The organism is Rhizorhabdus sp. P4_G6 (assembly GCF_056401045.1).
In genome coordinates this window covers 105566-131328 of record NZ_JBFUKC010000009.1, presented here as the reverse complement: position 1 = coordinate 131328, position 25763 = coordinate 105566, and the positions used below count along the sequence as shown (strand labels likewise).

Here is a 25763-nt window from a genome sequence, read left to right as displayed (position 1 = left end):
CGGACTGGTCAGTCGTGGCAGAGGCGCCAACGATCGCCGTCCCGCCTGATCCATCCGGCGGTCGGCTCAGCGAAATGGCTGCCGATCACCATCACGTCGCTATCCTGATACCGCTCCAGGAAAGCCAGGCGCGTTGCCCTGCTGTGGTCGTGATCGTTGCAAAAGCGATTGCGCAGCCACGGTTCGGCACATTGTAGTGGATGGTGCATGACATCGCCTGTGATCACGGCATTCTGCCCCTGAGAGGACATACGAACGCTGACATGCCCCGGCGTGTGACCGGGCGTCGGTTCCAGCCAGAGGGAGTCGCAGACCCTGTGGTCGCTCTCGACAAAGTCGGCGAGGCCCGCATCGAAAATGGGCTGCAGCGAGTCCGACAGATGGTCGATCTCCGCGTGGGGCGTGCCGACGAGATTGCGGATGAACTCGAGCTCGACCTTGCTCAGGAGATAGCGGGCATTGGGAAAGGTTGGCGTCCAGCGGCCATCGACCAGGCGGGTGTTCCATCCGACATGGTCGAGGTGAAGATGCGTGCACAGCACGGTGTCGACCTCTTCGGGTGCAAATCCCGCCGACGCCAGATCGGACAGGAAATCGCCGTGACGCATGTGGAAGATCGGGGCGAAGCGGTATTTATCGTTTCCGATGCAGGTGTCGATCATGATCCGGCGATCGCCGGCCCGGACGGCGAACGCCTGAAACGCAAGAATGATCTCGCCATCGGCTGTGGCATGCAGCGGCTTCAGCCATTCATGCCTCTGCACGATTTCGGGCGTGCAATCTGGAAACATGAACTGGGGGTCGATCTGCTCACGGAATATTTCGACGATGCGGAACACTTCCACGTCCCCGATAACCCATCGCCTGATATGCTCCTGCGCCACGACCTAGCCTCCTAAGCCCCACGCCGATCGGCGCGGATCATGTCCGCCGCCTTTTCGGCGATCATGTAGGTTGCCGCGGCCGTATTGCCGGAGACCATGTCCGGCATCACCGAAGAATCGGCCACGCGCAGCCCGCGGATGCCATGGACGCGCAGGCGGGAGTCGACGACCGTTCCAGGGCCGTCCCCCATCCGGCAGGTTCCGACCGGATGGCCCATGGGCTGGACGGTCTCACGGATGAAACGGCGAAGGCCATCGAATCCGGTTCTGGACAGCCCGGGCTTGTCTTCCGAAAGCACGATCTGCCCCAACGGCCCCGCTGCGAATATACGCCGCGTCCATTCCACGCCGGCGGCGAGCGCATCCTGATCCGCTGTGGCGCGGGCATAGCCCCCGATCATCGCCGGGACGCCCTTCGGCGACTTCAGCCAGACCCGCCCTTTCGATTCCGGCCGCAATACGCAGATGGCGGCCGTGATGCGCGACGCCGGATCAGGGCCGAGCCGCCCCGCCTTGTCGAAGCTGTGGCTGATGGGACGGAAATTGATCTGAAGATCTGGCCGGTCCACTGCGTCACTGCTGCGGATGAAGGCCACGGCCTGCGAGGCGCCGATGGTCAGGGGGCCCTTCCGGGTAAGCAGCCAGCGCGCGCCCTGGGCATAGACACGCCATCCCCGCAGCATGGGGTTGAGCGAAGCGTTACTGGCAACGCCAAAGGTCAGGTGAAGATAGGGATGGTCGACAAGGTGCCGTCCGACATCGGGAAGGTCGGTGACGGGATAGATGCCGAGCGATCGCAGCTCCTCTGCGTCCCCAACTCCGGAAGCCAACAGCAGGCGGGGGCTCCCGATCGCGCCTGCCGCAACTATCACCTCGAGAGAGGCTCCGGCGGCACGTTCCCGGCCATCTCGAGTGTAGGCGATCCCGGTGGCGCGCAATCCGGAGAAGAGAACCCGCCGGACATGGGCACCCGTTCGAATGGTCAGGTTCGGCCGTTTGGCCGCATCCTTCAGGTAAGCAGCGGCGGAGCTCGCCCGCCGGCCGTTGCGGATGGTGAACTGAAGCAGGCCGACGCCTTCCTGCCGTTCGCCATTATAGTCAGGATTTGCCGGCACGCCGCATGCTTTGGCGGCCTCGATGAAGGCATATGCGCTGGGATGGACATAGCGCGGATCGGAAACCGGAAGAGGACCGGCCCCGCCGCGCATGGGGGATCCATCGCGACTTTCCAGTTTACGGAAATAAGGGAGGACATCATTCCACGACCAACCCGTCGCTCCAAGAGCTGCCCAGTTGTCGAAATCCTCTGCATGGCCGCGGACGAAGGCCATTCCGTTGATCGCACTGGATCCGCCCAGAGCCTTGCCCTGTGGCCAGTAAAGGACCCGATTGTCGAGGTGCGGCTCAGGCTCGCTTTCAAAACACCAGTTGTACCGCGGATTGACAAACAGCCTTCCCATGCCCGCCGGCATACGGATCCAGAGACTGTCGGGTGGAGGGCCGGCCTCGATCAACAGCACCCGGATGGCCGGATCCTCGCTCAGCCGCGCCGCCAGTACGCAACCCGCCGTTCCGCCGCCCGCGATTACATAGTCGAAATGTTCGTCAAAGGTGGTCATCGTGGCGGTCAGAACATCGTATTGCCGTTAAGCGATTTTTCCGGGACGGCCGTCCCGACGTCCCAATGTTCGACGACCTTGCCCTTTTCCAGGCGGAAGATGTCCACCACGGCGTTGCCGCGATCTTCCGATCCGGTGGTGACGTGGGAATGAACCCACACCATCTCGCCATCCGAGATGATCCGCTTGATATCGTAGCGAAGGTTGGGAACAGTCGGCAGCCACGCGCTAAGCAGGCCGATGATGGCCTCCTTGCCATCCGGCGCCGTCGGGTTGTGCTGCTTGTAATAGGATCCGCCATAGCGCTGCCAGGCTTCGGCAGGCTTTTTCTGGTTGAAGGCCATGTCGAGCAAGCCGACGACGGTCCGCTCGGCTGCGTTTCTGGGCTTCACGCCAGCCTGTGCGCCCTGGGGAAGCAGCGTGGCGACAAAAATGGCAGCGGCAGCGGCATGCCTCAGGCTCATTATCTTGTTCATTTGCATCCAATCTAAAAAGGGGAGCGGCCACGGCATTCCGCACGCTCGCTCCCCATTGAGTTCGCAGATCAGAAAGTGCGCTTGACCGAGAGCAGCCATTCGCGCGGCCGAGCCGGCGAGCCCGACACGTTGAAGCCGGTGAGCCCGAACTTGTTGTTGAAGTAGAACTTGTCAAACAGGTTGGTTACGGAGAGGGCGGCCTGCCACTTCTCCCCGAGTTCATAGGTGAGCTTGGCATCAAAGACCGAATGTGCAGGCACATTGAACAGCGGGGCGGTCGCCATGGTCGGCGCCGGGTTGTAGGTCATCAGGCTCTGGTAGCGCCAATCCAGTCGCGGCGTCAGCGTACCGCCCGGAGCCGGGAAGCTGTACTGGATGCCGGCGCTGGCATTCAACTGCGGCTGGATACGGTTGCTCGGATCGAAGAAGGCCGGGCCCGTGCCATTGGACTTGAACTTGTTGTAGCCCAGCGCGCCGTTGATGATCAGGCCGTCGGTCGGCTCGATCGTGATCTCCGCTTCGGCACCGTAGATCTTCGCCTTTTCGCCCACATAGTAGAACCAGGTGAAAGGCGAGGATCCGGCGGGGCAATTGACCGGATCGAACACCACTCCAACAGCCGGGCTGGCGCCTACGCATTCGAAGCCGTTGAGCTGGCGCAGATGGCTTTTATAGTCGCTGTAAAAAGCGGCAAGATTCACGCGCAGCTTGCGATCGAAATAATCGCCCTTCGTGCCAATCTCATAGCTAGTCAGCTTTTCGCCGGGGATAGGAGCGAACTGGCTGGGGGTCAGCGGGCGCGGGTTGATCGAACGCGGCCGAAATCCGGTAGACACCACACCGTAAACCAGCATCTTGTCGGTAACCTTGTAATCCGCACTCACGGTCCAGTCGAGCCGCTTCGTGATTGCGCTCTGCGTCAGAACCGGGAAGCCGCTCCCGATATGGTCGAAGGTAAATTCCTTCTTGTTGCTCGAGTAGCGGAGGCCRCCGGTCAGGCTGAACCGGTCGCTCAAGTGAAAGACGCCGTGGACGAAGGCGGACTTGGCAGTGTCCTTGAAGCTGTCATTCTGCAGGAAGTGCAGAACAACATAGTCGATCGCGCCGCCCATATGGCTCTTGCCGTCAAGGTAGAAGCCGCCCAAGGTCCAGTCGAGGAGCCCGTTGAATGCCCGGCCGAGCAACTGGAATTCGCCGGTGAACTGCCGGTGGGTGATGTCATTGCCGTTAAGTCCGAATCCGAGCGGCGAAATATCGGAATCATGAGAGAACCAGCTCTGGTATTCGCGATGTGCCAGGATCAGCTTGGCCTTCACATCGTCGCTGATCTCGTAATCGAGCTTGCCCTGCAGACCCCAGGCGTGGACACTGGCCGTGTTGGGCTGGGACCGGCCGCTGATGAGGTCCCGGTTGGTCGCGTAAGTGGTGTAGGGATCGCTCGGTACGAAGCGGTCGTCATAAACGAGGCCATGATCCTGCAGAAGCTGATCGCGCACCACGCTGAAGAAGAAATCCGGCGGTGCCGTCCGACTGGAAAGGATCGGATTGGTGACTTTGATCAGCGTATCCGGATTCACATCCCGATCATCAGCCGTGTAGTCCGCCGCCAGATTGATCTCGAGGCGATCGCTGGGCAAGATGCGCAGCATTGCTCGGGCAGCATTCAGCTTTTCCCCGCCCGTACGGCCCAGGCCACAGCTTTGACCGTTCGCCTGCGCCGTCATGTCGCTGATTGAGCCCGAATTGATGAGAACGGAAGGAATGGCCGCCGCCAGATCCTGCGCGCTGCCGGGCGCAACAACCACGCCGCCGGGCCCGAAGCCATCGCCGTAACCCGCCAATGCTGGCGTACCGCGCTGGAACATGTCGCAAGTATAGTCGAGGATCTTCTGATAGCCCTTGACGCTGCGTGAAACGCCCGCGACGCGCATGAACACGCGGTCGGGTATAACCGCCAGGTCAACGCTGGCCTTGAGGTCCAGTCGATTGAAGCTGCCATAGGCAACTTCGACCGTGCCACCATTGTCACCCGAGGGCGCCTTGGATTGCAGACGGATCGCGCCGCCGAGCGTATTCTTGCCGAACAGGGTACCCTGCGGCCCGCGGAGCACTTCCACCCGCTCGATATCCATGAGGTCGAGCGCCGAACCCATCAGCGTGCTGTGGTAGACGTCGTCGATATAGATGCCGACGCCCGGTTCGAATGCGAAATTAAAGTCCGATTGGAAGACGCCGCGCAAGGAGACCGCAGGCGTCGCACCCACGGCGGCAGCGCCCGGCGTGATGAAAGCATTGGGAACGATGCGGCCCATATCCTGAACATTATTGATGTTCTTGGCGGCAAGCGTCTCACCGCTCTCGGCAGTAATGGCGAGCGGCGTGTCCTGAAGTTTTTCCTCACGGAAGCGCGCGGTCACCACAATGTCAGCGATCTGTCCTCCCGCAGCCTCGGCACTCGCCGGTTCCGTCTGCGCCTGCGCACCGGCAGGCGGCAGGGCCAAAGCCATTGCACTTGCCGCACAGAGGAAATGTATCTTTTGCAAAGTCATCTAAGACCCCTCCTGCTGATTATTGCTGTTCCTTCGAATCAAATACTACCCGCTCGTCCGAGAAGTTTACCTATCCCGCGAGATAGGGAGGTAAGTGGCGAGATTCCTGATCTGGGGCTGGCTCCGGCGGCAGAGGAGCGCGCTGCCGAACAGCCATGGGATCATAGCTTTCGAAAGCGCCGCTGGCCGGTAGATCGGGCCGATGTTCCGGCGGAAACCTGTCCAAGTCGAGCGGCGCAAGATGGTGCAGCGGCTCCTCGACCCATCCCTTATCGAAGGATGTCCGGAAGTTGGCGAGCCAGCGCATGCGTAGAATCCGCCACCGCCCTTCCTCCTTCACATAGAGATTGTCATAGGCGCCCTGCTGCCACACAGCCTTCAGACCCGATTCGGTTGGAAAGCTGTTGCACCCGAGCGTCTGCCACATGCCCTGCGCGCGCAAGGCGCCGGGCTCGACCTCGATCACCGGAGTGGTGAGCATATGCAGCGGCATCATCCCGGGCAGGGTGAAAAACGGCTTGAGGACGTGGAGAAACATCGCCTCAACCTTCGCCCGGCCGACATAGACGCCGCCCTCTCCGATCTCCACCGACACGTCCGGATCGTTGCGCGCGAACAGCGCCAGCACCTCCCGATAGCGATGCGCTTCCAGATAATACATGTAGCGGCCCTGTAGATTGGCGATCTCGTGGGTGTCGGCAATAGCCGCCAGCCTATCCCGCGTCCGTTCCTCCATGTCCGCCTCTCCAAATGTTTCCGAAGCGATAGGAAATGCACCGCCCGCCAGGCACCTATCCGGGGCGATAGGTGGCCGGCCCGTCGTTCCCGCTAACGTGTGGAGCGATCGCAAAGCGCCGCCTGCGGCAGATACTTTGGAGAGACGGATGGAATTCACACGCAAGGAAGCGAAATCTTGGGCCAAACATAATTATAATGGTCTCGAAGGAACGCTGATGCCGTCCTTTACGCCGGATTTGAGCCGTCTCGATGAGGATGGCATCCGGCATGATGTGGACTATTACATCAGGCACGGCATGTTTTCTGTCCTCGCCGCCGTGGAATCGACATCCATGACGATGGCGGAGCGCTGCGAATTCGTCCGCATCGTGTGCGATGAGGCGCGGGGGCGCATTCTCGTTTCAGCGCCGGTTCTGCTCGATACCTTCCGCAATGACGTGGAGTTCCTCAAATATTTCCAGTCGGTGGGTGGTCACCATGTGCTGCTTGGCACCCCCGTCCAGTTTCACCCCGATAGCGAGCAGGAGGTCTTCGAAACGATGAAGGCTGTATGCGATGCGGTGGATCTGTGCATGGATATCTATCCGGCCGCCCGCTTCGATCTCAGCCGGTTCGGCCACGGAACATTATCCATCGACATCATCCGCCGTCTTGCCGACATTGACAACATGGTGGGCCTCAAGATTGGCAACCTCAACCCGCCCAACTATTCAGCCCATGTGTTCTCGGCGGTCGGCGATCAGCTGCTCATCAACGATCCGCTCGACAACGCCTGGGCATTCGTCGTGGGCGACAGGGGCGCGCAATGGGCGGGCGCAATGGGCTACGACATGTGGCAGTCGCAGGACGATCAGCGCGTGGTGCGGATGTTCAACCATTTCCGTGCCGGCCAGATCGACGAGGCGATGGAAATCTACTGGGCGATAGACCCGGTCCGGTCCGCCAGCTGGAACCTGCACGGCCGTCTTTCCGGTTCCGGCCTTTATCCGTTCCTCAGCTTCAAGTTCCAGCAATGGCTGGTCGGCGGCAATGGCGGCATGTTACGCCAGCCCATCCACCGCCTGAGCGAGTGGGAGATGGAATCGCTCCGATCCGCGCTCGCTGCATCCGGCGTGAAGCCTTATGACGGGCCGCTGGAGGAATTCTTCGTCGGCCGCGCCGCCTATGCACGCGGCGAACGCCTGCCGCGCGGGGCCATGGTTCTGGAGGGCTGAACCATGTTCACACCGAAGAACGACGCCGAGCGCACCGTGGCAGCATTCTTCGCGGCGCTGGGAGCGGAAGACTGGGAAGCCACGCGCGCGCTGATGGACCAGAATGTCCTCTGGTCAGTCATGGCGCGGGGCGTACCCGGAGAAGGATCCCATCGGGGGGCGGATGCGATATTCGAGTTCATCCGCCCCATTAGGGCTCTTTTCGAACCGGGTTCTCCGCAGATCACCCTGCGCACCCTGGTTTCGTCCGGCAATCTGGTGATCATGGAATCTCATGGCGGCGGCCGGCTGCGCGATGGCCGCTCCTACGACAATCACTATGTCACGGCCGTGGAAGTGGATGGCGGCCGCGTGACGGCGTTACGCGAATATATGGACAGTTATTATGTCCATGAACTGCTGAAAGCGGACTGAACGCACCGGCGCTCAGTCCGCCTGGCCAAGGCAAAGTCCGCCGTCGATGACGATCTGCTGCCCGGTGACATAAGCCGATGCTGGCGACGCGAGAAACAGGGCAAGGCCGTACATGTCGGATGGAAAGCCCACGCGATGGGCAGGAATGGCCTTTCCGAACTCGGCCTGGAGCTTCTCGTCCTTGAAGTGCCCCCCCCCGATATTGGTGACGAACATCCCCGGCGCGATCGCGTTGACCGTGATCCCATAAGCGGCCATTTCGAGCGCGACATTGCGTACCAGATGCGCGGCGCCCGCCTTTGCCGCCATATAGGCGACGCCGATCGCCGGCTCGCACCGGAGCGCCGCTGCCGACGTGGTGACGATCATCCGCCCCGAACGGCGCGGTTTCATGTGGCGGGCAGCAGCACGCAGCGTTGCGAACGCTCCGGTCAGATTGACGTCTACGATGCGGTTCCAGCGTTCGTTGGAATAATTTTCCAGCGCCCCTTCATCGAGGCGCGGACGCTGGCCGCCAATCCATGCCCCCAGATAACCCGGGCCGGAATCGATGCCGGCATTCGCAAAAACGACATCCAGCCCCCCATATTCGGCGGCGGCCTCGTCGATGGCCGCGTCGAGCGCGGCGTGGTCCGTGACATCGACCACTGCCCCGCGCACATAGAAACCGAGATTGCGCAGCCGTTCAGTTTCGATGGCGATTCGCCCAGGATCAAGATCAAGCAAAGTCACGCGCGCGCCGTTCGCGGCCAGCGCCTCGGCATAGCCAAGGCCGATGCCGCTCGCTCCGCCAGTGACGACCACGCCATAATTCTGAACCGAAAAAAGGTCGGTCGCGCTCTTCATGTCGACACCTTTCGAAAAAAACGAGCCGGATAGCCGGGCCGGAAGCGTGGTTCAGATTACGGATGTAATGGCAAGATCGGAAAGCTTCTGGAAGCGCTCGTAATTCTCGCCCTCGATCATCACGCCGTGCGACAGACACACGAATGTCACGTCCCATCGGGGATCCACCCAGTAAAGCATGCTGCCCTGGCCGTGCTGGCCGAAGGTCTGCGGGCTCGTCAAACTACCCATCTGCTGATGGCAGATCCGGTCGCCGCTCAGCGAGAAGCCAACGGAAAGATAGGCCGGGGCCGGCTCCCAGCCGCGCGCGATGGCGTTGCGACCATAAAGCTGGTTGATCATGCTCCCCGTCTCGTTGACCCGGGTACGTTCCACCGTGACGGGCGAGAGGATGCGCGCGCCGCGATATTCGCCTCCCCGGCGCAGCATCTCGGTAAAGTGGAAGATGTCGGTGACGGTCGAGCAAAGCCCCACCCAGGGCATTTCTGCGTCAGGATCCTCAAAGGCCGCATCCGAACCTTCGAGATTGCGCGAAAGGTGCTGCAGCGCGCCCTTGTCAAACAGCCATTGGGGTTTGACGTGGCGTGGTTTGAGGTCGGGGCGCAGGCCGATCGCGCTGTCCTTCATTCCCAGCGGATCGAGGATCGTCTCCTGCATGATCTGGCGGAAACTGCGGCCTTTTGGATCGGTGCGGCGGACCGCTTCGCCCATCAGCGCATGGCCGACCAGCGGGGCATAGCTTGCCTCGCTGCCCGGTGCGGCGGTCGAGTGGACCTTGGCGCAGATCGCCGCGATCATCTCGTCGAGATTATCGATGAACATGCCCGGAATCGGGGTGAAGGTCATCGGCAGGCCCGAAGTGTGGGTCAGCAGATGATAGAAGTTTATGTCCTCGCGTACGCCGCCGGAGAATTCGGGAATGATCTCGCTCACCTTTGTGGTCAACGCGAACTGTCCCGCCTCGATCGCGTGGAGTGTAAGCACGCCCGTGAGTGACTTGGTCATGGAGAAGATAGAATAGACCGCGTTCTTCTCAAGAAGCACCTTGTTGTCCCAATCCCGGTAGCCAACCGCCTCGTGGAGCACCACCTCGCCATGCCGGGCGACAAGTATTTCCCCGCCAAAAAACTTTCGCTTCTCGATCAAGGCCTCCATCGCCGGGCGGATTCGCGCCAGGCGTTCGCCGCTCATGCCAAACTCTTCCGCCCTGCCGGCCATTTTTCTTCCTCCTGGTTTGCATAGGCGCAGGCGCCTCTCGGCCAAGGCAATAGGGTTCCAGCTCCCTGGCGAGACCTATCGTGCGAGATAGGTGGCCCGGCCGAGGACGGGAGCCATTGTCGCCGTGTGAGCAAGCGGGAGGGCAGAAAGGTGGGCGCGAAGGAAGGACCCGGAACGGGTGATCTTGCCCAGCTTTTCGATTATGTGATTGTCGGCGCTGGCGCGGCTGGCTGCGTCCTCGCCAATCGCCTTTCGGAAGACGGACGGTTCCGCGTGGCCCTTGTGGAGGCCGGCGGGCCGGACAAGCATCCGCTGGTGCATATTCCGGCTGGAGTCGCGGGGTTGATCGGCCACCCGGAACTGGACTGGCGCTATGCCACCGTTCCTCAGCCGGGCGCGGCGGGCCGGCGCATCCCGTTGCCACGCGGCCGCGTGCTGGGCGGATGCACCTCCACCAATGGCATGGTCTATTTTCGGGGACATCCGCGCGACTATGACGAATGGGCGGCGCTTGGCTGCGCCGGCTGGAGCTATGCAGAGCTGCTGCCCTATTTCACGCGCTCCGAAGCCAATATCGTCTTCAACGGGCCGTGGCACGGCACCGACGGGCCGATGCAGGTGAGCAGCTATCACCGGCCCAATCCATTGGTGGATCGCTTCCTTCAGGCGGGCGCCAGCATGGGCCATCGGGTGGTGGAGGACTTCAATGGCCCCGATCCCACGGGCTTCGGCGTGCGGCAGGCCACGATCAGAAAGGGACGTCGTGAATCGTCGGCCACGGCTTTCCTGGGGCCAGCCCAAGGCAGGCCGAATCTATCGGTCCTTACCGGCGCGCTGGTCGACCGGATCCTCTTCGAGGGCCGCAGGGCCACGGGCCTGCAGATCCGCAAGAATGGTGAGGAAATCGCCTTCACCGCCACGCGAGAGGTCATTCTGTCGGCGGGCAGCTATGGTTCGCCGGCGATTCTGCAGCGTTCCGGCGTAGGCGATGCGAACCGCCTTGCCGCACTCGGCATTCCCGCGCGTCATCATCTGCCGGCTGTGGGAGCCAGGTTGCAGGATCATCTGGTGGCGCCGGTGCAGATGCGGACACGCAGCAACCTGCCCTATGTCGTCGACTGGCGCGTCATTCCGCGGCTGATCGGCAACGCGGCCGAATATGTTCTGCTTCGCCGCGGCCCGCTAGCGTCCAACATATTCGAAGCGACCGCGTTCGTTCATACGTCGCGCGCGGAGCAGCGACCCGATCTCCAATTGATTTTCATGCCGATGCATCGCGGGCCGCGCCTCGTTCCGATCGAGCGCGGCTATGGCATTCTCGTGGCGTTGCTGCGCCCCCAGAGCAGCGGCGAGGTGCATATCGCATCGGCCGACCCCGGTGAGGCGCCGCTCATCGATCCTGCCTTTCTGTCGCATCCCAACGATCTTGCGCTGCTGACCGAAGGCTTGGGAATAGCGCGCCACGTGCTGACGAATGCGGCCTTTACGGGACTGGGTTCATCGGAGTGCCTGCCCGGAGCCCATGTCACCGACGAACCCGCCTTGGAGGATTTCATCCGGCACAACTGCGTTACCGTGCATCACCCCACAGGCACATGCCACATGGGCGCCGAAGACCATTGCGTGACCGATCCCGCGCTTCGCGTTCGCGGGGTGGAAGCGCTACGGGTGGTCGACGCCTCCGTGATGCCAAGGATTGTCGGCGGCAACACGGCGGCCCCTGTCATCATGATTGCCGAAAAGGCCAGCGACCTCATCCTGAACAGGCGCCCGCCTCCCTCAGCATAGCCCTGCATCTCATCAACAAAGGAGAACTTCATGCAGAATTTCGTTTTCGTCCGATTTTTCGCCAAGCCCGGATCGGAGGACAAGATCAAAGGCATCTTGCAGAATATGGTCGATAATAGCCGGCAAGAGCCCGGCTGTATGCTCTACAATCTTTATGAAATGTCGGCGGAGGGCAAACATATCTTTTGCCTGGCCGAGCAATATCGGGACGATGCCGCCCTGGAGGCTCATCGCGCGGGCTCTTATTACAAGGAATATCGCGCCACCATCATGGAGCTTCTCGACGGGCCCATCGAGGTCAATATCCTGACGCCGATCGACGCAGTCTGACATTCCGTACCGAGCCACCGAATTTGATGTCAAATCTCGGTGGCTCGGGGATCCCATCCCTTCGGGCAGGATCCTATCCCACCGCATAGCCTGGGATCGGGCAGCGCTTGCTCAGATTGGAAACCCGGGTGCGGATATCGCTCATGGGTGCGCCTCGTCCACTGCGCAGCACCACTACAATCAGATCTGCGAGCTCGATCATGTCGTCTTCGTCCATGCCACGCGTCGTTATCGCCGGGGTGCCGACACGCAGGCCGCTCGGTCGCGTCGGCGGAAGCGGATCATCGGGAATCACCTGCTTGTTGCTGGTGATTCCGACATGTTCGAGCGCTTCTTGCGCGGTGCGGCCATCGATGCCGAAGCTCGTCATCACATCGATGACGAGCAGATGATTCTCCGTGCCCCCTGTCACCAACGCTATGCCGGCGCCGGACAGGCTCTCCGCCAGCCGCCGGGCATTGGCCAAAATCCGGTTTGAATAATCTTTGAAGGCCGGTTCGGCAGCCCTGCGAAAGGTAATCGCCGCTCCCGCGATATTGTTCATGTGCGGTCCGCCCTGGAGCCCAGGGAAGACTGCGGAATCGATTTCTCGAGCATATCTCTTGCGGCACAGGATGAGGCCGCCACGCGGTCCACGCAGCGTCTTGTGGGTCGTCGTGGTGACGATATCAAAACCCGCGTCCAACGGATTGTCCAGCACGCCGCCTGCAATCAGGCCGCCGATATGGGACACATCGGCCATGGTGAGTGCTCCGACCTCATCGGCGATGCTTTTGAACATGTGATAGTCATAGTTGCGCGGATATGATGAGTGGCCACAGAGGAGCAGTTTCGGCCGCACTTCCTTCGCCAGCCGCAGTAGCGCATCGGCATCGATCGCCCCCGACCCGTCGGAATTGGTCTTGTAGCGGAAGAAATTAAATACCTTGCTCATGTGGGAGACGGGCGCGCCGTGCGTCAGGTGGCCGCCATGAGACAGATCCATCGCGAGCACCGCGTCGCCAGGATTGAGCACGCCGAAATAGACCGCCTGATTCATCGGCGAGCCGGAAAGCGGCTGCACGTTGGCGTGCTCCGCCCGGAAGAGCATACAGGCACGCTGACGGGCGAGTGTTTCGATCTGGTCGATATATTCTTGTCCGCCATAATAGCGGCGGCCGGGATAGCCCTCGGCATATTTGTTTGTGAGGACCGATCCTAGTGCCGCAAGCACCTCCGGATAGGTATAATTTTCCGAGGGGATCAGCTCGATCTCTTCGACCTGGCGACGCGCCTCGCCCGCCATGGCCGCGGCGATTTCAGGGTCACTTTCACCCAGGATGGCTTCGCGCTGCATGATCAGATCGCCCCCGTGATGGCGAAAGAGACGCCTGTACCGACGATCAAACCACGTCTTTCAGATGGTGTAGCGGCGCGCTTTCGAATCCCTACCCCGTGGATAATTTCGGACATCTCGCCTGACCCCTTGCTTGCACGAACTGCGGATGGGGAAGCCTATCGTCTGCCATTCGTGATGGGACCTATCTTCCTGATAGGTGGCCTTGCCCCGGCAGCCGCGGTCGCAACCGATGAAGGGCGATCCGCTTTGTGGCGCTGCGGCCAGTCATTCGCGAATTGAGCTGCTGCCGGTTCCGCGGACACTAAGATAGCGTGTTTTGGAACCGCCGGTGTTGCGCGGGCCGCGCATCATGCGGGTCACCCGCGCAGTCGAGGAGGTTTTCGGCTTCGCCAAGATGCCCGTGCTCGCCTTTGAAGATCCGTATGCCGGCAAGCTCTGCGCCGCGCTCGACCGCCAGCATCCGCGCGAACTGTATGACGTCCACCTGCTCTACAGCCATTGCGGCATGACCGACGATCTGTTCCGGACCTTCCTGGTCTATGCCCTTGTTCGGGTCTCCCACTCCGCGAACTGATCGATCCCATCTTCTTGCGATTGACCGGGCCTTTGCCTAGGATTTCGACGGCATGACGATCGAGCATGTGCCGCTCGAGACACTGATCGAGGTGCGTCAACGGCTGATTGCGGACGTCCGAGCACGGACCTCGACGCCGTTATTGGACATAGGCCGCCCACGGGCTATATTGCATTGAAAATCTGAAAGACCAGCCGCTTGATGGACCTTTCCGGAAGATCACTGGTGCCAGGAGAACACTCCCATCGGGCACCCAAGAGGCTGATTTTCCCTGCAAATCGGCAGTGGAAAATCACCGGCACCATCAATAGCACCAACACATCGTCTGGAAAAGGGTGGACGCCCCCGGACATGGACAAAATTACACCGTCCGACGACCGCTTAGTAGTAGCCGTACGGTGGCCGAAAGGCTTGATCATCATCGTCGCCGAATAACTTGTTTTTCTCGAAACGCTGCTCGTCAGCGGAAAGCGCTGCTTCGCGTGATGCCAGCCGGCGCTCGGCCAGTCCCAGGAATTCGGTGACGCGGCCGGTGCCCCCCGACATTTCCTCACCGCGCAAATTCGCCACCATTCTCCTCAGCCGATCGAGCGAGGCCATCTCTTCGAGCACCTCGTCCTGCGCCTTGCCGCGGCGCTCGGCGATTTGATCCTGCGGACGTGGCCGCGATCCTCGATCTCCAGCTCCTCCATTAGTTTTTCTCGCCGAAGGGAAGAGACAGCAGACGCCCCTGCGCCGACTGGACGGCCGTCCCCAGCGCGTCGATGATCCGGCTACGGCGCGGTTCCTCCAGCCGCGCCGAGGTGCTAGACAGGCTGATAGCGAGACGGACATGGGGCGAGGCGAGCGCCATGCCAATGGCACTGATCCCCTGTTCCTCCCGTTTCACGAAGGCGAAACCTTGCCCTCTGGCGTCGCCGATCCTGCTCCACATCGCCGCCGCGTCGAAGGCATAGCGTGAATGGCTCGATCCGGTGATAGCCAGAAGCGCCTCTATCTCGGCATCGTCGTGCTGGGCGAGCATGGCAATGCCCCCCGCGGAATCGGTGAGCGGGCGCCGTTCGCCCACGTCGAGCGTAATGACCCGGACGATCCCCTTGCCTTCCACCCTGTCGAGGCAGAGGCCATCACTGCCCGACTGCATGATCAGGAAGACGGTTTCCTCGGTCTGTTCCGACAGCATGTGCATAGCCGGGTTGCAGGCTGCGATGACGACGTCGCGCGAATAGGTCGCGATGCTAAGTTCCGCCATCAGCGGCCCCAGCGCATAGTCGGAATTCTTCCGCTGCACGATCGCACCCTGCTGGACCAGCTGCTGCAACATGCGATGCGCAGTTGCGGGGGTGAGTTCATTGGCGCGCGCAATCTCCCGCAAAGGCATGCCGCGTGCCCCGAACCTCGACAATGTACGCAGGATCGCAAAGGCTCTCGCGATGCTCTGGGTTCCGGCGATCTTCTCCAGCGTTCCACGTCCTTTTCCCGGGGGCTTCGGAACGGGCAATGAATGGAATAGACAAAGGCGACAAGCTCAATTGCATCGGGATCCTCCTTTCACGGCCCTCTCAATCCTCCTTGGCGGAGATTTTCTTGATCGAGGCAGCAAGCCCCCCGCGCGCCAGACTGCCGTATTCCGCGGTGACGTGGCTGAGTTGGTGAATATCGAAATGCGCGGACAGAGCTTCGCGAAAGCCCTGGCTGTCCTCGGAGCGATTAAGCGATTTCTTGACCAGGCGCAGGGCGAACGGCGGCGCCTTCGCGATGTGGAGGGCGAGCTCCATTGCGGCATCTTCCAGCTGCGCGGCGCTCACGACGCGGTTGACCATGCCGAGCTCATAACCGCGCTGCGCCGACATGCGATTCCCGGTGAACAGGAATTCCTTGGCGATGCGCGAGCCCATCACCCACGGGTGAATCAGCACTTCGGTCGCGGCCGCGCCCATCATGTAGGTGACGGGATCGCTGAAAAACGCATCGTCGGCTGCGACGACCAGATCGCACATATTGGCCAGCATGAACCCGGCGGCGATGGATCCGCCCTGGACCTGGGCGATGGTGGGCTTCGGAAAGTCGCGAATACGCAGGCAATAGTCCAGATACCGCCTGCTTTCATATTTCCAGCGATCTTCGACCGTAAAGCCGGCCCGCTCTGCCTGTGCCTGCTTGAGGTCATGTCCTGACGAGAAATGTTTGCCCTTGCCTGCCAGGATCACGACATGGATGTCCTCGTCATCCGTCGCCTCGGCAAAGGCCTCGTCAAGCTGGTCCAGAAGCTGCCTGCTCTGTGCGTTGCGCGCGTCTTCGCGGGCGAGCCAGATGCGCAGGACATGGCTGTTGCGTTCCAGCAGGATTTCCGGTTCGTTCATTCACTTGGCTCCGTTTTCATTTCCCAGCGGCGCTCCGCAATTCCCCTCACCCCCAGCCCACGGACGGTGACGATGCGACCAGCATCGGGATGATCCGTCCTGAGGTAGCGGCCTGAATCCGCGATCGTCGTTACGAACAGCGTGTCCAGATCCTTCCCACCGAACGCAGGGCAGGACGGGAAGGGCACCGGCATGTCGACGCGGTGCAGCAACCGGCCGGTGGGCGATAGGCAGACGACCGCCTGCGACTGAACCAGTGCCACCCACAAATTGCCGTCGCTGTCCACGGTCGCCCCGTCAGGGATGGAGCCGAAGCGAAGGCAGTCGATCGTCCCGATACGGGAGCCCAGCAGGCCGCGATCCGCATCATAGGCGTGGGCCCGAATACAACCTTCCGGACTGTCCGCGAAATAGATTATCGCATTGTCGGGCGAAAAGCAGATCGCATTGGCCAATCGCAGCCCGCTTTCCAACGTATGTGTCAGCCCGTTGCGGGTCAGGCACCAGAGGGCAGCCTTTGGTGTTGTGCCTTCGCGCAATTCCATCTGGCCCGCCAGGAAATTGCCGGTGCGATCCGCCTTCCCGTCATTAAAGCGGATCGCCCCGCCATGGGTTGAGCAGGCGACCCACTGGCGCGCCTCTCCCCGCTCATCCACAAGGTAGAAGCCGTCCGCCATCGCCGCCACCAGACCGTTTTCGGTCAGTCCGATGCTGCCCACGGCCCGCGCGAACCGCCAGCTGGCATGGGGCGTCCCATCCTCATGCGCGGCGTGAATCCAGCCTTCGCAGGGCGCGACCGCTTGCGCGTCGATCCACCACAGGCATTGGCGGGCCTCGTCCCACAGCGGACTTTCCCCCAGCCTGTTCCGTGCCGTACCGAAAAAGGAACAGGACAGGCTCATCGGCTGATCGCGTAAATGGCGTTGGTTTCGTCTGCGGCGATATAGACGGTGCCGGCAGCATCCATTGCGATTCCGCCGGAGCGGGGATAAGGCTTGCGTAGATGGCCAACGGGAAGGTCGTGCGCGATTATCCGGGCCTTGCCCGTCGCCCTGTCCACCCACCACGCCTTGCGCCCGCCGACGTCGAGCACCGCAAATCCCGTCCTGCCGATCGCCACGGATCGCGGCGTACCTAGGCCGCCCGCGATGGTGTGCGCCTTTCCATCGGCAAGGTTGATCGAGAGCAGGGACCCGCTGCCACTTTCCGCGACGATCACCGATCCGTCGCCCATGTCCTCTAGGCCGACCGGAGCATACAGGCCGCTGGTCACGATGCGCTGTCGATCACCCATCAGTTCGACCAGTTCGCCCTTGGCGGGCAATAGCGCGAAGAGCTTGCCATCGTTCGTCCGGACGGCGTCCACGGCCCCCTCCGCCCCGCCAACGGTTCTTTCGATGCGGCCGCTTTCAAGATCGACGACCTGGACGGTGCCCAGCATTTCGCTAGTCAGCGCAGCCTTCCCGTTCGCCACGGAAAGCGCGGTTGCGGGATAGATGCCGGGGTCGACGGGGTGAAGAACGCCGCCGATCGCGCCGCTGCGCCGATCGACGGTGCGCAGGGCGAACGTGTCGCTCACGATCAGCCGGGATCCGTCGACCGCGATATCCGAGGGAAAGGCGAGCCGCGCCGAAATCAAGGTTTTGTTGGCGCCGTTTGCAGGATCGACCGCGGTGATGCTGCCGTCGCGCATGTTGCTGACCAGGATGCTGCCGTCCGACCTGACCAGGAAGTTGTCCGCGCCTGCCGGCAGCTTCGCCACGATATGGCGCTTTCCACTGCTCAGGCTCCAAATCGTGCCGGTGGGAGATTCCAGGACGAGCAGCGAACCGTCCCGCGCGATCCTGACGGAGGTGGGATGCTCAAATCCCGCCGCGAGAATATCCACCCTGCCCCTGTCCGGATCGATGCGCGCGATCTCACCCTTCAGATATAATGGGGCGTAGAGGCTGCCATCGTCGCCGACCGAGAATCCGTTCAGCCATCCTACCCCTTCGACCAGCCTGCGCGCGGGCCGGCGTCCTTCGGGATCGACTTCCCAGAGGCTGTCGCCATGCAGCATCTGCCCGACGAAGAGGCGCTTGCCGTCGCGCGTCATGGCGATCGGGTTGACCCCCGGAATGCCGGTGGCGATGTCCCGGATCGTTCCGTCCGGATCGCGGCGGCGCACGGCGCCCTGTCCCATGGCGGTCCAGATTATCGAACCGTCATGCGTCACTAGAAGATCGTCGGCCTCGCCAAGCGGCGGCCCGACAACGGTTTCGATCGCCTGGAAGTCACGCGTCCTGAAAACGGATTGGCCGGCGACGCTGCCAGCATAGAGATCGCCGCGATCGTCGAGCGCCACGCCGTTCACGGTGTGAAACTCCGAACCCGGCACGAGCAGGCGGATATGCCACGGCCGCTCCGCGACAGCTTGCACATGCCCGTCGTCAATCATCCGGTGCGGCCGCGGTGCGGAATCGGCCGCACCGATCGCCGCAAATAAAGCGCTGCCCGCACCAACAACCAAGAGGGCTACCACCCGTCGCATGGCAATTCCCTTCTTAAGCGCCAGCTTGAAACCCCGGCCGACCGGACCCCGCCCTTCGCAAAGGCGGCCGACCCGTTCTGCCGCCCGGATCGCGGCGATCGCCCGCTCTACCGCTCCTAGTCCCCGTCGGTCACCAGAACGTCGACGCCGCGGCGAGCGAGGGCAGGGGCAATCGCCTCGCCCATCTTCATCGCCCCGGCGGTGACGATCGCGCTCCTACCCGACAGCCCGGTCATCAGAATTTGACGGAGGCAGCCATGCCGTAGAGGCGGGGTTCGCCCCAGCGGCAGTTGGCGAAGCCCAGGCTCGCAAGCGAATCGATGCAGGCAAGGCGATAGTGCTTGCCGGCGATGTTCTGCATCCAGAATGCCAGCGAAAATGGGGTTCCGGCAAGATCGTTGAAGCTGATCCGGCCGTTGAGCAGGCCGAAACCGGCCGCTTTCAGAACACCGAGCTGCGCAAGCCCCTTGCTGCTGCCGCGATATGCGTAATTCATGCTCACGCTGGTCCGGGCCAAGGATTCGGGGATGAAGGACAGGTCCAGCGAACCGGCAACCGAGAGCGTATGACGCGGAATACCGGTGAACCCCTGGCCCTTCAGGGGGAAGCCGCCGTTCAGATCGACCACATTGTCATTGGATATCGGCCCTGGCTTCGCCGGCGCCGGGATGAACGAGCCCGAACCATATCGGCCGGTCTGATACGCATAGGCGACGTCGAGCTGAAGTTCGGGGATCGGCTTGACCGTGGCGTCCACCTCCACGCCCTTGATGGTCGCCTTGCCCAGGTTGACGATGATCAGGTCCGTATAGCGCACCGGGCAGGTGGCCGAGGGCTGCGTGGCGTCGGAGCAGAAGCTGAGAATCGACTGGGTCTGGATGTCCTTATACTTGCCGATGAAGCCGGCGACGTTCAGTCGATAGGCTACGTCACCGATCGAGCCCTGGTGCTTCAGGCCGATCTCGTAATCGGTGAGATGCTCGGGATTGTAGAAGACGAATCTGTTGGTGACCGTGGTCGGATTTGTGCCGCCCGCCTTATAGCCGCGGCGCGTGGCCGCATAGAGCAAGGTATCGCGGGAAGCCTGATATTCGAGCGACGCCGTGTAGGTCGCCGCCTTCCACGATCTCCCGCCGGTCAGATTGCATGCTGTCGCGCTGTTGACGGCGGTTACGCCGCTCGATGTTCCGGCTATGGTGTTGCAGACGGCGTTCGCAACCGGCCAATCCTGCTTCAGATCATTGATGTTCGAATAGAAATTCTCGTTGGTCGCGCTCTTCTTGTCCCAGGTGTAGCGCCCTCCCAGCGTCAGCCTCAGCCCTTCGAGCCCCACTGATCCGAAATCATATGTTCCCTGCGCGAATATCGCCTTCGAAGTGAAGGTCTGCCGCATATCAGCATGCCGCGTCGGCCGCGGGCGGAACGAGACCGGTCCGACGGCCAGATAACTGTCGACATCATAGCCATTCTTCTGGTGGCTGTAAAAACCGCCGACGATGAACTTCAGATCGGCAAGCTCTCCAACGAGTTGCAATTCATCGGTGAGGGTCTTGAACGTGTTGAGGTAGTTCGTCGTATTGAGCGCGGTCTGGCCCGTTCCGCCGTTCGGCCCGAGCACCGGCGTGAGATCGAGAATGTAACCGCTGAAGCCGGACGGTGTCTGCTCGTCGATCGCCTTTTCGTAGCGGTAGCCGAAAATATTCCGGATCGTCAGGGCATCGTTGAGTTTGAACGAAGTCTTGTTGGCAATGCCGTAAGTCTTGACATAGCTGCCGTTGGTATTGAGCACGCTCCCTCCACCGAGCGCGCTGGTACGGCCGATGCCAGTAGGCATGCTCACCCTGAAGGGCGTGCCGGCGCGGACCAGAAGGCCGCCGTCAAGAATCGGCTGGGCGCCGCCCTCCTGACTCTGCAGGGTCACACCCTGTCGCGCAAGCGCCGGGAGGCCCGGCGTGGTTGCCAGCGCCGCTTCGATCACGCGCGGACCGCCGACTTCGTTGCGGTGGATAAAATCCACGGTCGTCAGATTTTCGAATCTGTCGCCGGGGGTCAGCAGCAGAGTCGCGCGGACACTTTCATTTCTGCGATTATCCATGTCTTTGGAATCGACGAAGCTGTTCTTGAACACGCCATCGCGACGCTCGATGCGGCCGGCAACGCGCACCGCAGCCATGTCGGCCGCCAAGGGCAGGTTCAGGACGCCGGTGAACTGTCTGCGGTCGTAATTGCCCAGTTCGACTTCGGCCGAGCCTTCAAGGTCGAACGTTGGCCGCTTGGTGGTGAATACCATAGCACCGCCCAGCGAATTCTTGCCGAACAACGTGCCCTGCGGGCCCTTGATGGCCTGAACATTCTCCATATCGTAAAGCAGCAGCGCTCTTGTACTGACCGGAACGTCGTTGAGATAGGTCACAACGTTTTCATCGGTGAAGAGCTGCTGGCGCTGGCCGCGCATCGTGAATTCGGGCACGCTGACATAGTTGATGCTTGGCGCGATCTGCAGGTTGGGCACGCTGAACTGGATGTCGGACACCGTCCTGACGTTGCGCTTCTGCAGGGCCTCATTGGAAATGGTGGTGATCGCAATCGGAACGCGCTGCTGACTTTCCGAGACGCGGCGGGCCGTCACGACAATATCTTCCAAGCCGGCGGGCTCGCTGTCCGGCGCCCGGGCTCCGGCCTGGGCATGGGCCGCAGCCGTGCTGACCCAGGATGCACCACAGGCCAGCAGCCCGGCGATGATGATTCGCGTGGATGATGAATTCGGCTTCATGGCCATGATTTCTCTCTCCCCTAAGTGGCGACCGCCATCTTTGTCGCCCTGCCGTGGACGCCCTTGGTCCGTCTCACGATGTTCCATTTAGTGGAATACAAACTCATGTCAATCGCCTTCCGCTCTTCACGGTAGAACCAGATATTACGGCAGAACTCAGCAAATTCCTCCGCCAATTCGCAATTGACGGTTGACAGAAGTCTCGATCGCAGCAATTTCATCATATCAACATGTGGAATAGGTGGAGCGGGTGGCAAGCCTTGTGGCAACAGATGCTCAGCAGGAACTGGCGCACAGCGTCGCGAAATTTCTGAAGGCCGAACTGCCGGTCGAACGGCTGACCGGAGCGGGCCTCGATCCGGCCCTCGATTCGCGGACGTGGCACCAAATGGCGTCTCTCGGCTGGCTGGGCATTGCCACCGCCGGGGTCGCAGGCGGATCCGATCTGCCGGTAGGGGACCATGTACTAGTGGCCCGGGAATTCGGCCGCGTCCTTGCGCCGCTCTCGATGCTCACGAGCTTGCTGGGTGCGCGCGTCGCGCAGGCGGCAGGCAATGCGCCCCTCGCCGAATCGATCATCGCGGGCATCAGTCGGGTGGCGACCGCCGTGCCGACAGACGCACCCGGAGCCGGAGATGGCACCCCCGCCTATCTTCTCGACTGCCGCGATGCGACGCTGGCTCTTCTCGTTACGCCGGAAGGCGCGGCTCTCCACGGGCTCGGGGAGCTGCCCGAGCTCGATCAACGAGAGGCGTTTGACGAAGCCATGGCGCTGGCTCTGGCAGATCTTGCCGCCGCACCGGTCCTCTGTCGGGTACAGGATCCCGGCCTACACGACCTCACGCTCATTCTGTCGGCCGCCTACGCCACGGGGATGTGCGAGGCGATTACCGGGATGGCGGTTCGCTATGCATCGACGCGTGAACAGTTCGGCCGCCCGATCGGCGGCTTCCAGGCGGTGAAGCATCGCTGCGCCGATATGGCGATCCGGTCGGACGCGGCCTGGGCGCAGGTAGTCTTTGCGGCGCTGTGCTTCGGTCAGGACAATGGCCGCGCTCGCTATCAAGCGCTCGCTGCGCGGCTGGTTGCATCCGCCCATGCGATCGTCAATGCCCAAGCCAACATTCAGCTCCATGGCGCCATCGGCGTGACGGACGAACTGGTTGCCCATCGCTTTCTGAAGCGCGCCCGTGTGATGGACATGTGCTTCGGCACGGCCGTGACGCATCGGGACGCTCTGCTGTCCTGCTCCGATGTGCTGGAGCAGGCGGCGTGAATCTCGATTTCTCCCCCGACGAGCAGGAGTTTCGCGAGCAGGCCCGTGACTGGCTGGCGGAAAACAGCCCAGGCCGCGCCCCGCCGGTCGGAACCGACGAGCGCATGGGTTTCGACAAGCGCTGGCAGCGCACGCTCCACGACCATGGCTGGGCCGGGCTCTCCTGGCCGAAGGCCTATGGCGGGCGCGAACTGACGCTGATGAAGCAGCTCATCTGGTTCGAGGAAGTGGCTCGCTCCGGGGCGCCCGGCGAGGGAATTTTCTTTATCGCCCTCAATCATGCCGGGCCGACGATCATCGCCCGCGGAACCGAGGAGCAGAAGGCGAAATTCCTGCCCCCGATCCTACGGGGCGAAACCCCCTGGTGCCAGGGCTTTTCCGAGCCCAATGCCGGATCGGACCTTGCCTCGCTGCGCACGTTCGGGCGGATCGAAGGCGACAGGCTGATCGTCAACGGGTCCAAGATCTGGACGACCAACGGCCATCAGGCGGATTATCAGGAAATGCTGATCCGCACCGAACCGGGTTCGGTGCGCCATCGCGGGCTCAGCTGGGTGGTCTGCGACATGCACCATCCCGGCGTGGAAGTGCGCCCGATCCGGGCAATGGACGGAGACCTCCATTTCTGCGAGGTCTTCTACACCGATGTGGAAATCCCGCTGGCGCATGTCGTAGGCGGCCTGCACGACGGCTGGAACGTGGCGATGACCACGCTGGAATTCGAGCGGGCGACCGCCAGCCTTGGCGAGAGGATAGAGATCGGCCGGGTGGTCGAGACCCTGCTGCGGCTGGCCCGGGAGACCCGGGATGCGAGTGGCAGACCGGTGATCGAAACGGGCGACATCGCCGCCCGGCTGGCCATGGCGCGGGCGGAAACGGCGGCCTTGAGGGCCATGAGCTACATGACCATTTCCCGCTTCGAGCAAGGGCCGGTGGGGGCCGAGGGGATCATACCTGCCGTGTTCGGCACCGAGCTGGTCCAGCGCGTCCATGAGCTGGCGTTCGAGATCATGGGCAGCCGGTCGCTGGAAATGCACCCGGTCTGTAACTGGCCCAAGCGCTACCTGGCCTCACGCCTTCGCACGCTGGCAGGCGGCACGGCCGAGATCCGCCGCAATATTATCGGTGAGCGGCTGCTCGGGCTGCCCAAGGGATGAAAAAAGCGTCCATGACATCTTCAGTGCAAGGCAACAGGGCCGTGGATCCAGACTACGACGCGCTGGGGCTGATCGTGCCTCGGCACCGCGAGCAGCCTGCTCACCCGACCATCGGCCAAGCCATGCTCGAGGTTGCACGACTCCAGCCTGGCAGGGAAGCGCTGGTCGGCCGTTATGCCCGCTATGACTTTGCCGGCTTCCTCCGGGCGGTCGATGCGGCGGCAAACGCCTTGCTCGCGCGGGGTATCAAGCCGCAGGACCGGGTCGCCGCTACGTCGCGCAACGATCCCGACATGGTGATCGCCTTTCATGCGACCCAGAACATCGGTGCGGTCTGGGTCGGCATTTCCCGTCACCTGTCCGCTTCCGAGAAGGTCTTTCAGCTGAAGGATTGCGGCGTCTCGGTCTATTTGGCCGACGAGGCATCCCGTGCCGAGATCCTTCCTCAGCGTGGTGACTTGCCGGATCTACGCGAAGTGATCGACATGGAGCCCTCGCGCCCCGACAGTGGATGGCGGGAGTTGCTGCGTCAGCATGAAGGGTGCCCGCCCCCGCATGTCGCGGTCGACCCCTTCCTGCCCGCCATCATCGGCTATACCAGCGGGACGACAGGCTTTCCCAAAGGCGTCGTTCACAGCCAGCACAACATGCTCGTCGCCACCGCCGATTCGGAGGAGGAACGGGCGGGCGTGACGCGACAGGGCTGCGTCATGCAGCTCACCGTCATGAACGTGATGATCAACCACGGGCTTGGAACGCTGCGGCATGGCCACACGCTGCTGTGCGTCGATCGGGCCGACGCGGGCGGCATTTTCCAATGGGTGCGGGCCGAACATATTGACGGCTTCCGCGCGCCCCCGCCCGTCATTTACGACATGCTGATGAGCGCCGATCTTGCCCGGGAGGACATGTCCGGCCTTGTCTATCTCGCCACAGCCGGCGCAGGCGCTTCGGATCGGTTGCGGACCATGTATCGCGAACGCTTCGGGAGAGAGATGCGCGATGGCTATGGCTTGACCGAGGCGCCGGGCGTGGTGACGCGCTTCAATCCGGACGACCAGCCGGTCGAGGGCGCCATCGGTCGCCCCTTGCCGCATCTGGAGGTGGCGATTCTGGACATGGCTGGAAACCGGGTCGCCGACGGCACCGATGGCGAGATCTGCGTCCGCGCCGCCCGAGACGGCTCCCATGCGGGCATCTACACGCCGATGCTGGGCTATTGGAAGAATCGTGAGGCGACGGAACAAGCCTTGCGCGGCGGCTGGCTGCATACCGGCGACATCGGGCATGTCGACAAGTTCGGTATCTTTCATCTGACTTCTCGCGGCACAGATATGATATTGCGCGGCGGCGCGAACATCTATCCGCGCGAGATCGAGCGGGTGCTGGAAGGCGTCGCCGGGGTGCGATCGGCGATCGCATTCGGAGTGCCCCACGATCGCCTGGGCGAGATCGTTGCGGCGGCGGTCGAGTTCGAAGCCGGGGTGGACACCGAAGAACTGCGAAGCCGGCTTTACGACGCAGCGGCCGATCGGCTGGCGAAATACAAGATTCCGGCGGTGTGGCTCATCGCCGAGCAACTCCCGCGCAACACCATGGGCAAGGTGGACCGCAGCAAGCTTCGGCTCGCGGCGATCGCGGAGCCGCGCGGAAGCTGATCGACTTCCGAAGA

At 62.3% G+C, this 25763-nt stretch carries 23 protein-coding genes; 9 read left to right on the top strand and 14 right to left on the bottom strand.

Features of this window, described 5'->3' with window-relative positions:
- Positions 1–8 precede the first annotated feature (8 nt).
- A complete protein-coding gene (locus tag AC1DPF_RS11600; protein ID WP_477873085.1) occupies positions 9–662 on the bottom strand; it encodes an MBL fold metallo-hydrolase in 654 nt (217 codons plus the stop codon).
- Between AC1DPF_RS11600 and AC1DPF_RS11595 the strand changes: the two genes are divergently transcribed.
- Positions 600–899 carry a hypothetical protein gene (locus tag AC1DPF_RS11595; RefSeq protein ID WP_477961487.1) on the top strand — a complete coding sequence of 100 codons (300 nt, stop codon included), beginning with the start codon at positions 600–602 and terminating at the stop codon, positions 897–899. The genes AC1DPF_RS11600 and AC1DPF_RS11595 overlap by 63 nt on opposite strands.
- Here the strand turns inward: AC1DPF_RS11595 and AC1DPF_RS11590 are convergent.
- The 4 genes from AC1DPF_RS11590 to AC1DPF_RS11575 all read right to left on the bottom strand — a co-directional run bounded on the left by AC1DPF_RS11590 (position 896) and on the right by AC1DPF_RS11575 (position 6264).
- Positions 896–2503, bottom strand: coding sequence for a GMC family oxidoreductase (locus tag AC1DPF_RS11590; RefSeq protein ID WP_477961451.1), 1608 nt, complete (start codon positions 2501–2503; stop codon positions 896–898). The two genes, AC1DPF_RS11595 and AC1DPF_RS11590, sit on opposite strands and share 4 nt — an antisense overlap.
- An 8-nt stretch (positions 2504–2511) precedes the next feature.
- Positions 2512–3078 (bottom strand): nuclear transport factor 2 family protein, encoded by a 567-nt coding sequence (locus AC1DPF_RS11585; RefSeq protein WP_477961449.1) that lies wholly within the window; start codon positions 3076–3078, stop codon positions 2512–2514.
- Entirely contained in the window at positions 3048–5486 is a 2439-nt protein-coding gene (locus AC1DPF_RS11580; RefSeq protein ID WP_477873012.1) for a TonB-dependent receptor, read from the bottom strand. Before AC1DPF_RS11580 ends, AC1DPF_RS11585 begins: the two co-directional genes overlap by 31 nt.
- 112 nt (positions 5487–5598) lie before the next feature.
- Entirely contained in the window at positions 5599–6264 is a 666-nt protein-coding gene (locus AC1DPF_RS11575) for a nuclear transport factor 2 family protein (protein WP_477961447.1), read from the bottom strand.
- Positions 6265–6502: 238 nt separating this feature from the next.
- Between AC1DPF_RS11575 and AC1DPF_RS11570 the strand changes: the two genes are divergently transcribed.
- A complete protein-coding gene (locus AC1DPF_RS11570; protein ID WP_477961445.1) occupies positions 6503–7480 on the top strand; it encodes a dihydrodipicolinate synthase family protein in 978 nt (325 codons plus the stop codon).
- A 3-nt stretch (positions 7481–7483) separates the two neighbouring features.
- The gene (locus AC1DPF_RS11565) at positions 7484–7894 is read left to right on the top strand and encodes a nuclear transport factor 2 family protein (RefSeq protein WP_477961443.1); all 411 of its coding nucleotides are present in this window, start codon (positions 7484–7486) and stop codon (positions 7892–7894) included.
- 12 nt (positions 7895–7906) lie between these two features.
- Here the strand turns inward: AC1DPF_RS11565 and AC1DPF_RS11560 are convergent, their stop codons facing one another.
- Positions 7907–8740 carry an SDR family NAD(P)-dependent oxidoreductase gene (locus AC1DPF_RS11560; RefSeq protein WP_477961441.1) on the bottom strand — a complete coding sequence of 278 codons (834 nt, stop codon included), beginning with the start codon at positions 8738–8740 and terminating at the stop codon, positions 7907–7909.
- A gap of 51 nt (positions 8741–8791) precedes the next feature.
- Positions 8792–9931, bottom strand: coding sequence for a serine hydrolase domain-containing protein (locus AC1DPF_RS11555; protein ID WP_477873022.1), 1140 nt, complete (start codon positions 9929–9931; stop codon positions 8792–8794).
- Positions 9932–10108: 177 nt separating this feature from the next.
- Between AC1DPF_RS11555 and AC1DPF_RS11550 the strand changes: the two genes are divergently transcribed.
- Together AC1DPF_RS11550 and AC1DPF_RS11545 are read left to right on the top strand one after the other, a co-directional pair.
- On the top strand, positions 10109–11746 hold the full coding sequence (locus tag AC1DPF_RS11550) for a GMC family oxidoreductase (RefSeq protein ID WP_477961439.1): 1638 nt from the start codon (positions 10109–10111) through the stop codon (positions 11744–11746).
- Positions 11747–11776: 30 nt separating this feature from the next.
- Positions 11777–12076 (top strand): putative quinol monooxygenase, encoded by a 300-nt coding sequence (locus AC1DPF_RS11545; protein WP_477961436.1) that lies wholly within the window; start codon positions 11777–11779, stop codon positions 12074–12076.
- Between the two features lie 73 nt (positions 12077–12149).
- On the opposite strand, the gene AC1DPF_RS11540 is transcribed toward AC1DPF_RS11545, so the two are convergent.
- Positions 12150–13412 carry a serine hydroxymethyltransferase gene (locus AC1DPF_RS11540; RefSeq protein WP_477873029.1) on the bottom strand — a complete coding sequence of 421 codons (1263 nt, stop codon included), beginning with the start codon at positions 13410–13412 and terminating at the stop codon, positions 12150–12152.
- Between the two features lie 331 nt (positions 13413–13743).
- Here AC1DPF_RS11540 and AC1DPF_RS11535 point away from each other — a divergent pair, with 331 nt between their 5' ends.
- Positions 13744–13989, top strand: a complete 246-nt coding sequence (locus AC1DPF_RS11535) for a nucleotidyl transferase AbiEii/AbiGii toxin family protein (RefSeq protein WP_477961434.1) — start codon at positions 13744–13746, stop codon at positions 13987–13989.
- A gap of 381 nt (positions 13990–14370) precedes the next feature.
- On the opposite strand, the gene AC1DPF_RS11530 is transcribed toward AC1DPF_RS11535, so the two are convergent.
- From AC1DPF_RS11530 to AC1DPF_RS11505, 6 genes are all read right to left on the bottom strand, one after another.
- Positions 14371–14601 carry a hypothetical protein gene (locus tag AC1DPF_RS11530; RefSeq protein ID WP_477961433.1) on the bottom strand — a complete coding sequence of 77 codons (231 nt, stop codon included), beginning with the start codon at positions 14599–14601 and terminating at the stop codon, positions 14371–14373.
- A gap of 79 nt (positions 14602–14680) precedes the next feature.
- Positions 14681–15490: an IclR family transcriptional regulator gene (locus AC1DPF_RS11525; protein ID WP_477873065.1), complete on the bottom strand. Its 810-nt coding sequence runs from the start codon at positions 15488–15490 to the stop codon at positions 14681–14683.
- A 61-nt stretch (positions 15491–15551) separates the two neighbouring features.
- The gene (locus AC1DPF_RS11520) at positions 15552–16352 is read right to left on the bottom strand and encodes an enoyl-CoA hydratase (protein ID WP_477961431.1); all 801 of its coding nucleotides are present in this window, start codon (positions 16350–16352) and stop codon (positions 15552–15554) included.
- Positions 16349–17254, bottom strand: a complete 906-nt coding sequence (locus AC1DPF_RS11515; RefSeq protein WP_477961429.1) for an SMP-30/gluconolactonase/LRE family protein — start codon at positions 17252–17254, stop codon at positions 16349–16351. The genes AC1DPF_RS11520 and AC1DPF_RS11515 overlap by 4 nt, the downstream gene beginning before the upstream one ends.
- Positions 17251–18792, bottom strand: a complete 1542-nt coding sequence (locus AC1DPF_RS11510; RefSeq protein WP_477961426.1) for an SMP-30/gluconolactonase/LRE family protein — start codon at positions 18790–18792, stop codon at positions 17251–17253. The genes AC1DPF_RS11515 and AC1DPF_RS11510 overlap by 4 nt, the downstream gene beginning before the upstream one ends.
- 328 nt (positions 18793–19120) lie before the next feature.
- Entirely contained in the window at positions 19121–21664 is a 2544-nt protein-coding gene (locus AC1DPF_RS11505) for a TonB-dependent receptor (protein ID WP_477961424.1), read from the bottom strand.
- 256 nt (positions 21665–21920) lie between these two features.
- On the opposite strand from AC1DPF_RS11505, the gene AC1DPF_RS11500 reads away from it, so the two are divergent.
- Genes AC1DPF_RS11500 through AC1DPF_RS11490 form a run of 3 tightly spaced genes read left to right on the top strand, consistent with a single transcriptional unit; the run spans position 21921 to position 25749 of the window.
- Positions 21921–22934, top strand: a complete 1014-nt coding sequence (locus AC1DPF_RS11500) for an acyl-CoA dehydrogenase family protein (protein ID WP_477873053.1) — start codon at positions 21921–21923, stop codon at positions 22932–22934.
- Complete coding sequence (locus AC1DPF_RS11495; protein ID WP_477961422.1) at positions 22931–24091, top strand: acyl-CoA dehydrogenase family protein; 1161 nt, start codon at positions 22931–22933, stop codon at positions 24089–24091. Before AC1DPF_RS11500 ends, AC1DPF_RS11495 begins: the two co-directional genes overlap by 4 nt.
- Positions 24092–24132: 41 nt before the next feature.
- The gene (locus AC1DPF_RS11490) at positions 24133–25749 is read left to right on the top strand and encodes a class I adenylate-forming enzyme family protein (RefSeq protein WP_477873049.1); all 1617 of its coding nucleotides are present in this window, start codon (positions 24133–24135) and stop codon (positions 25747–25749) included.
- The last annotated feature ends 14 nt before the right edge of the window (positions 25750–25763 follow it).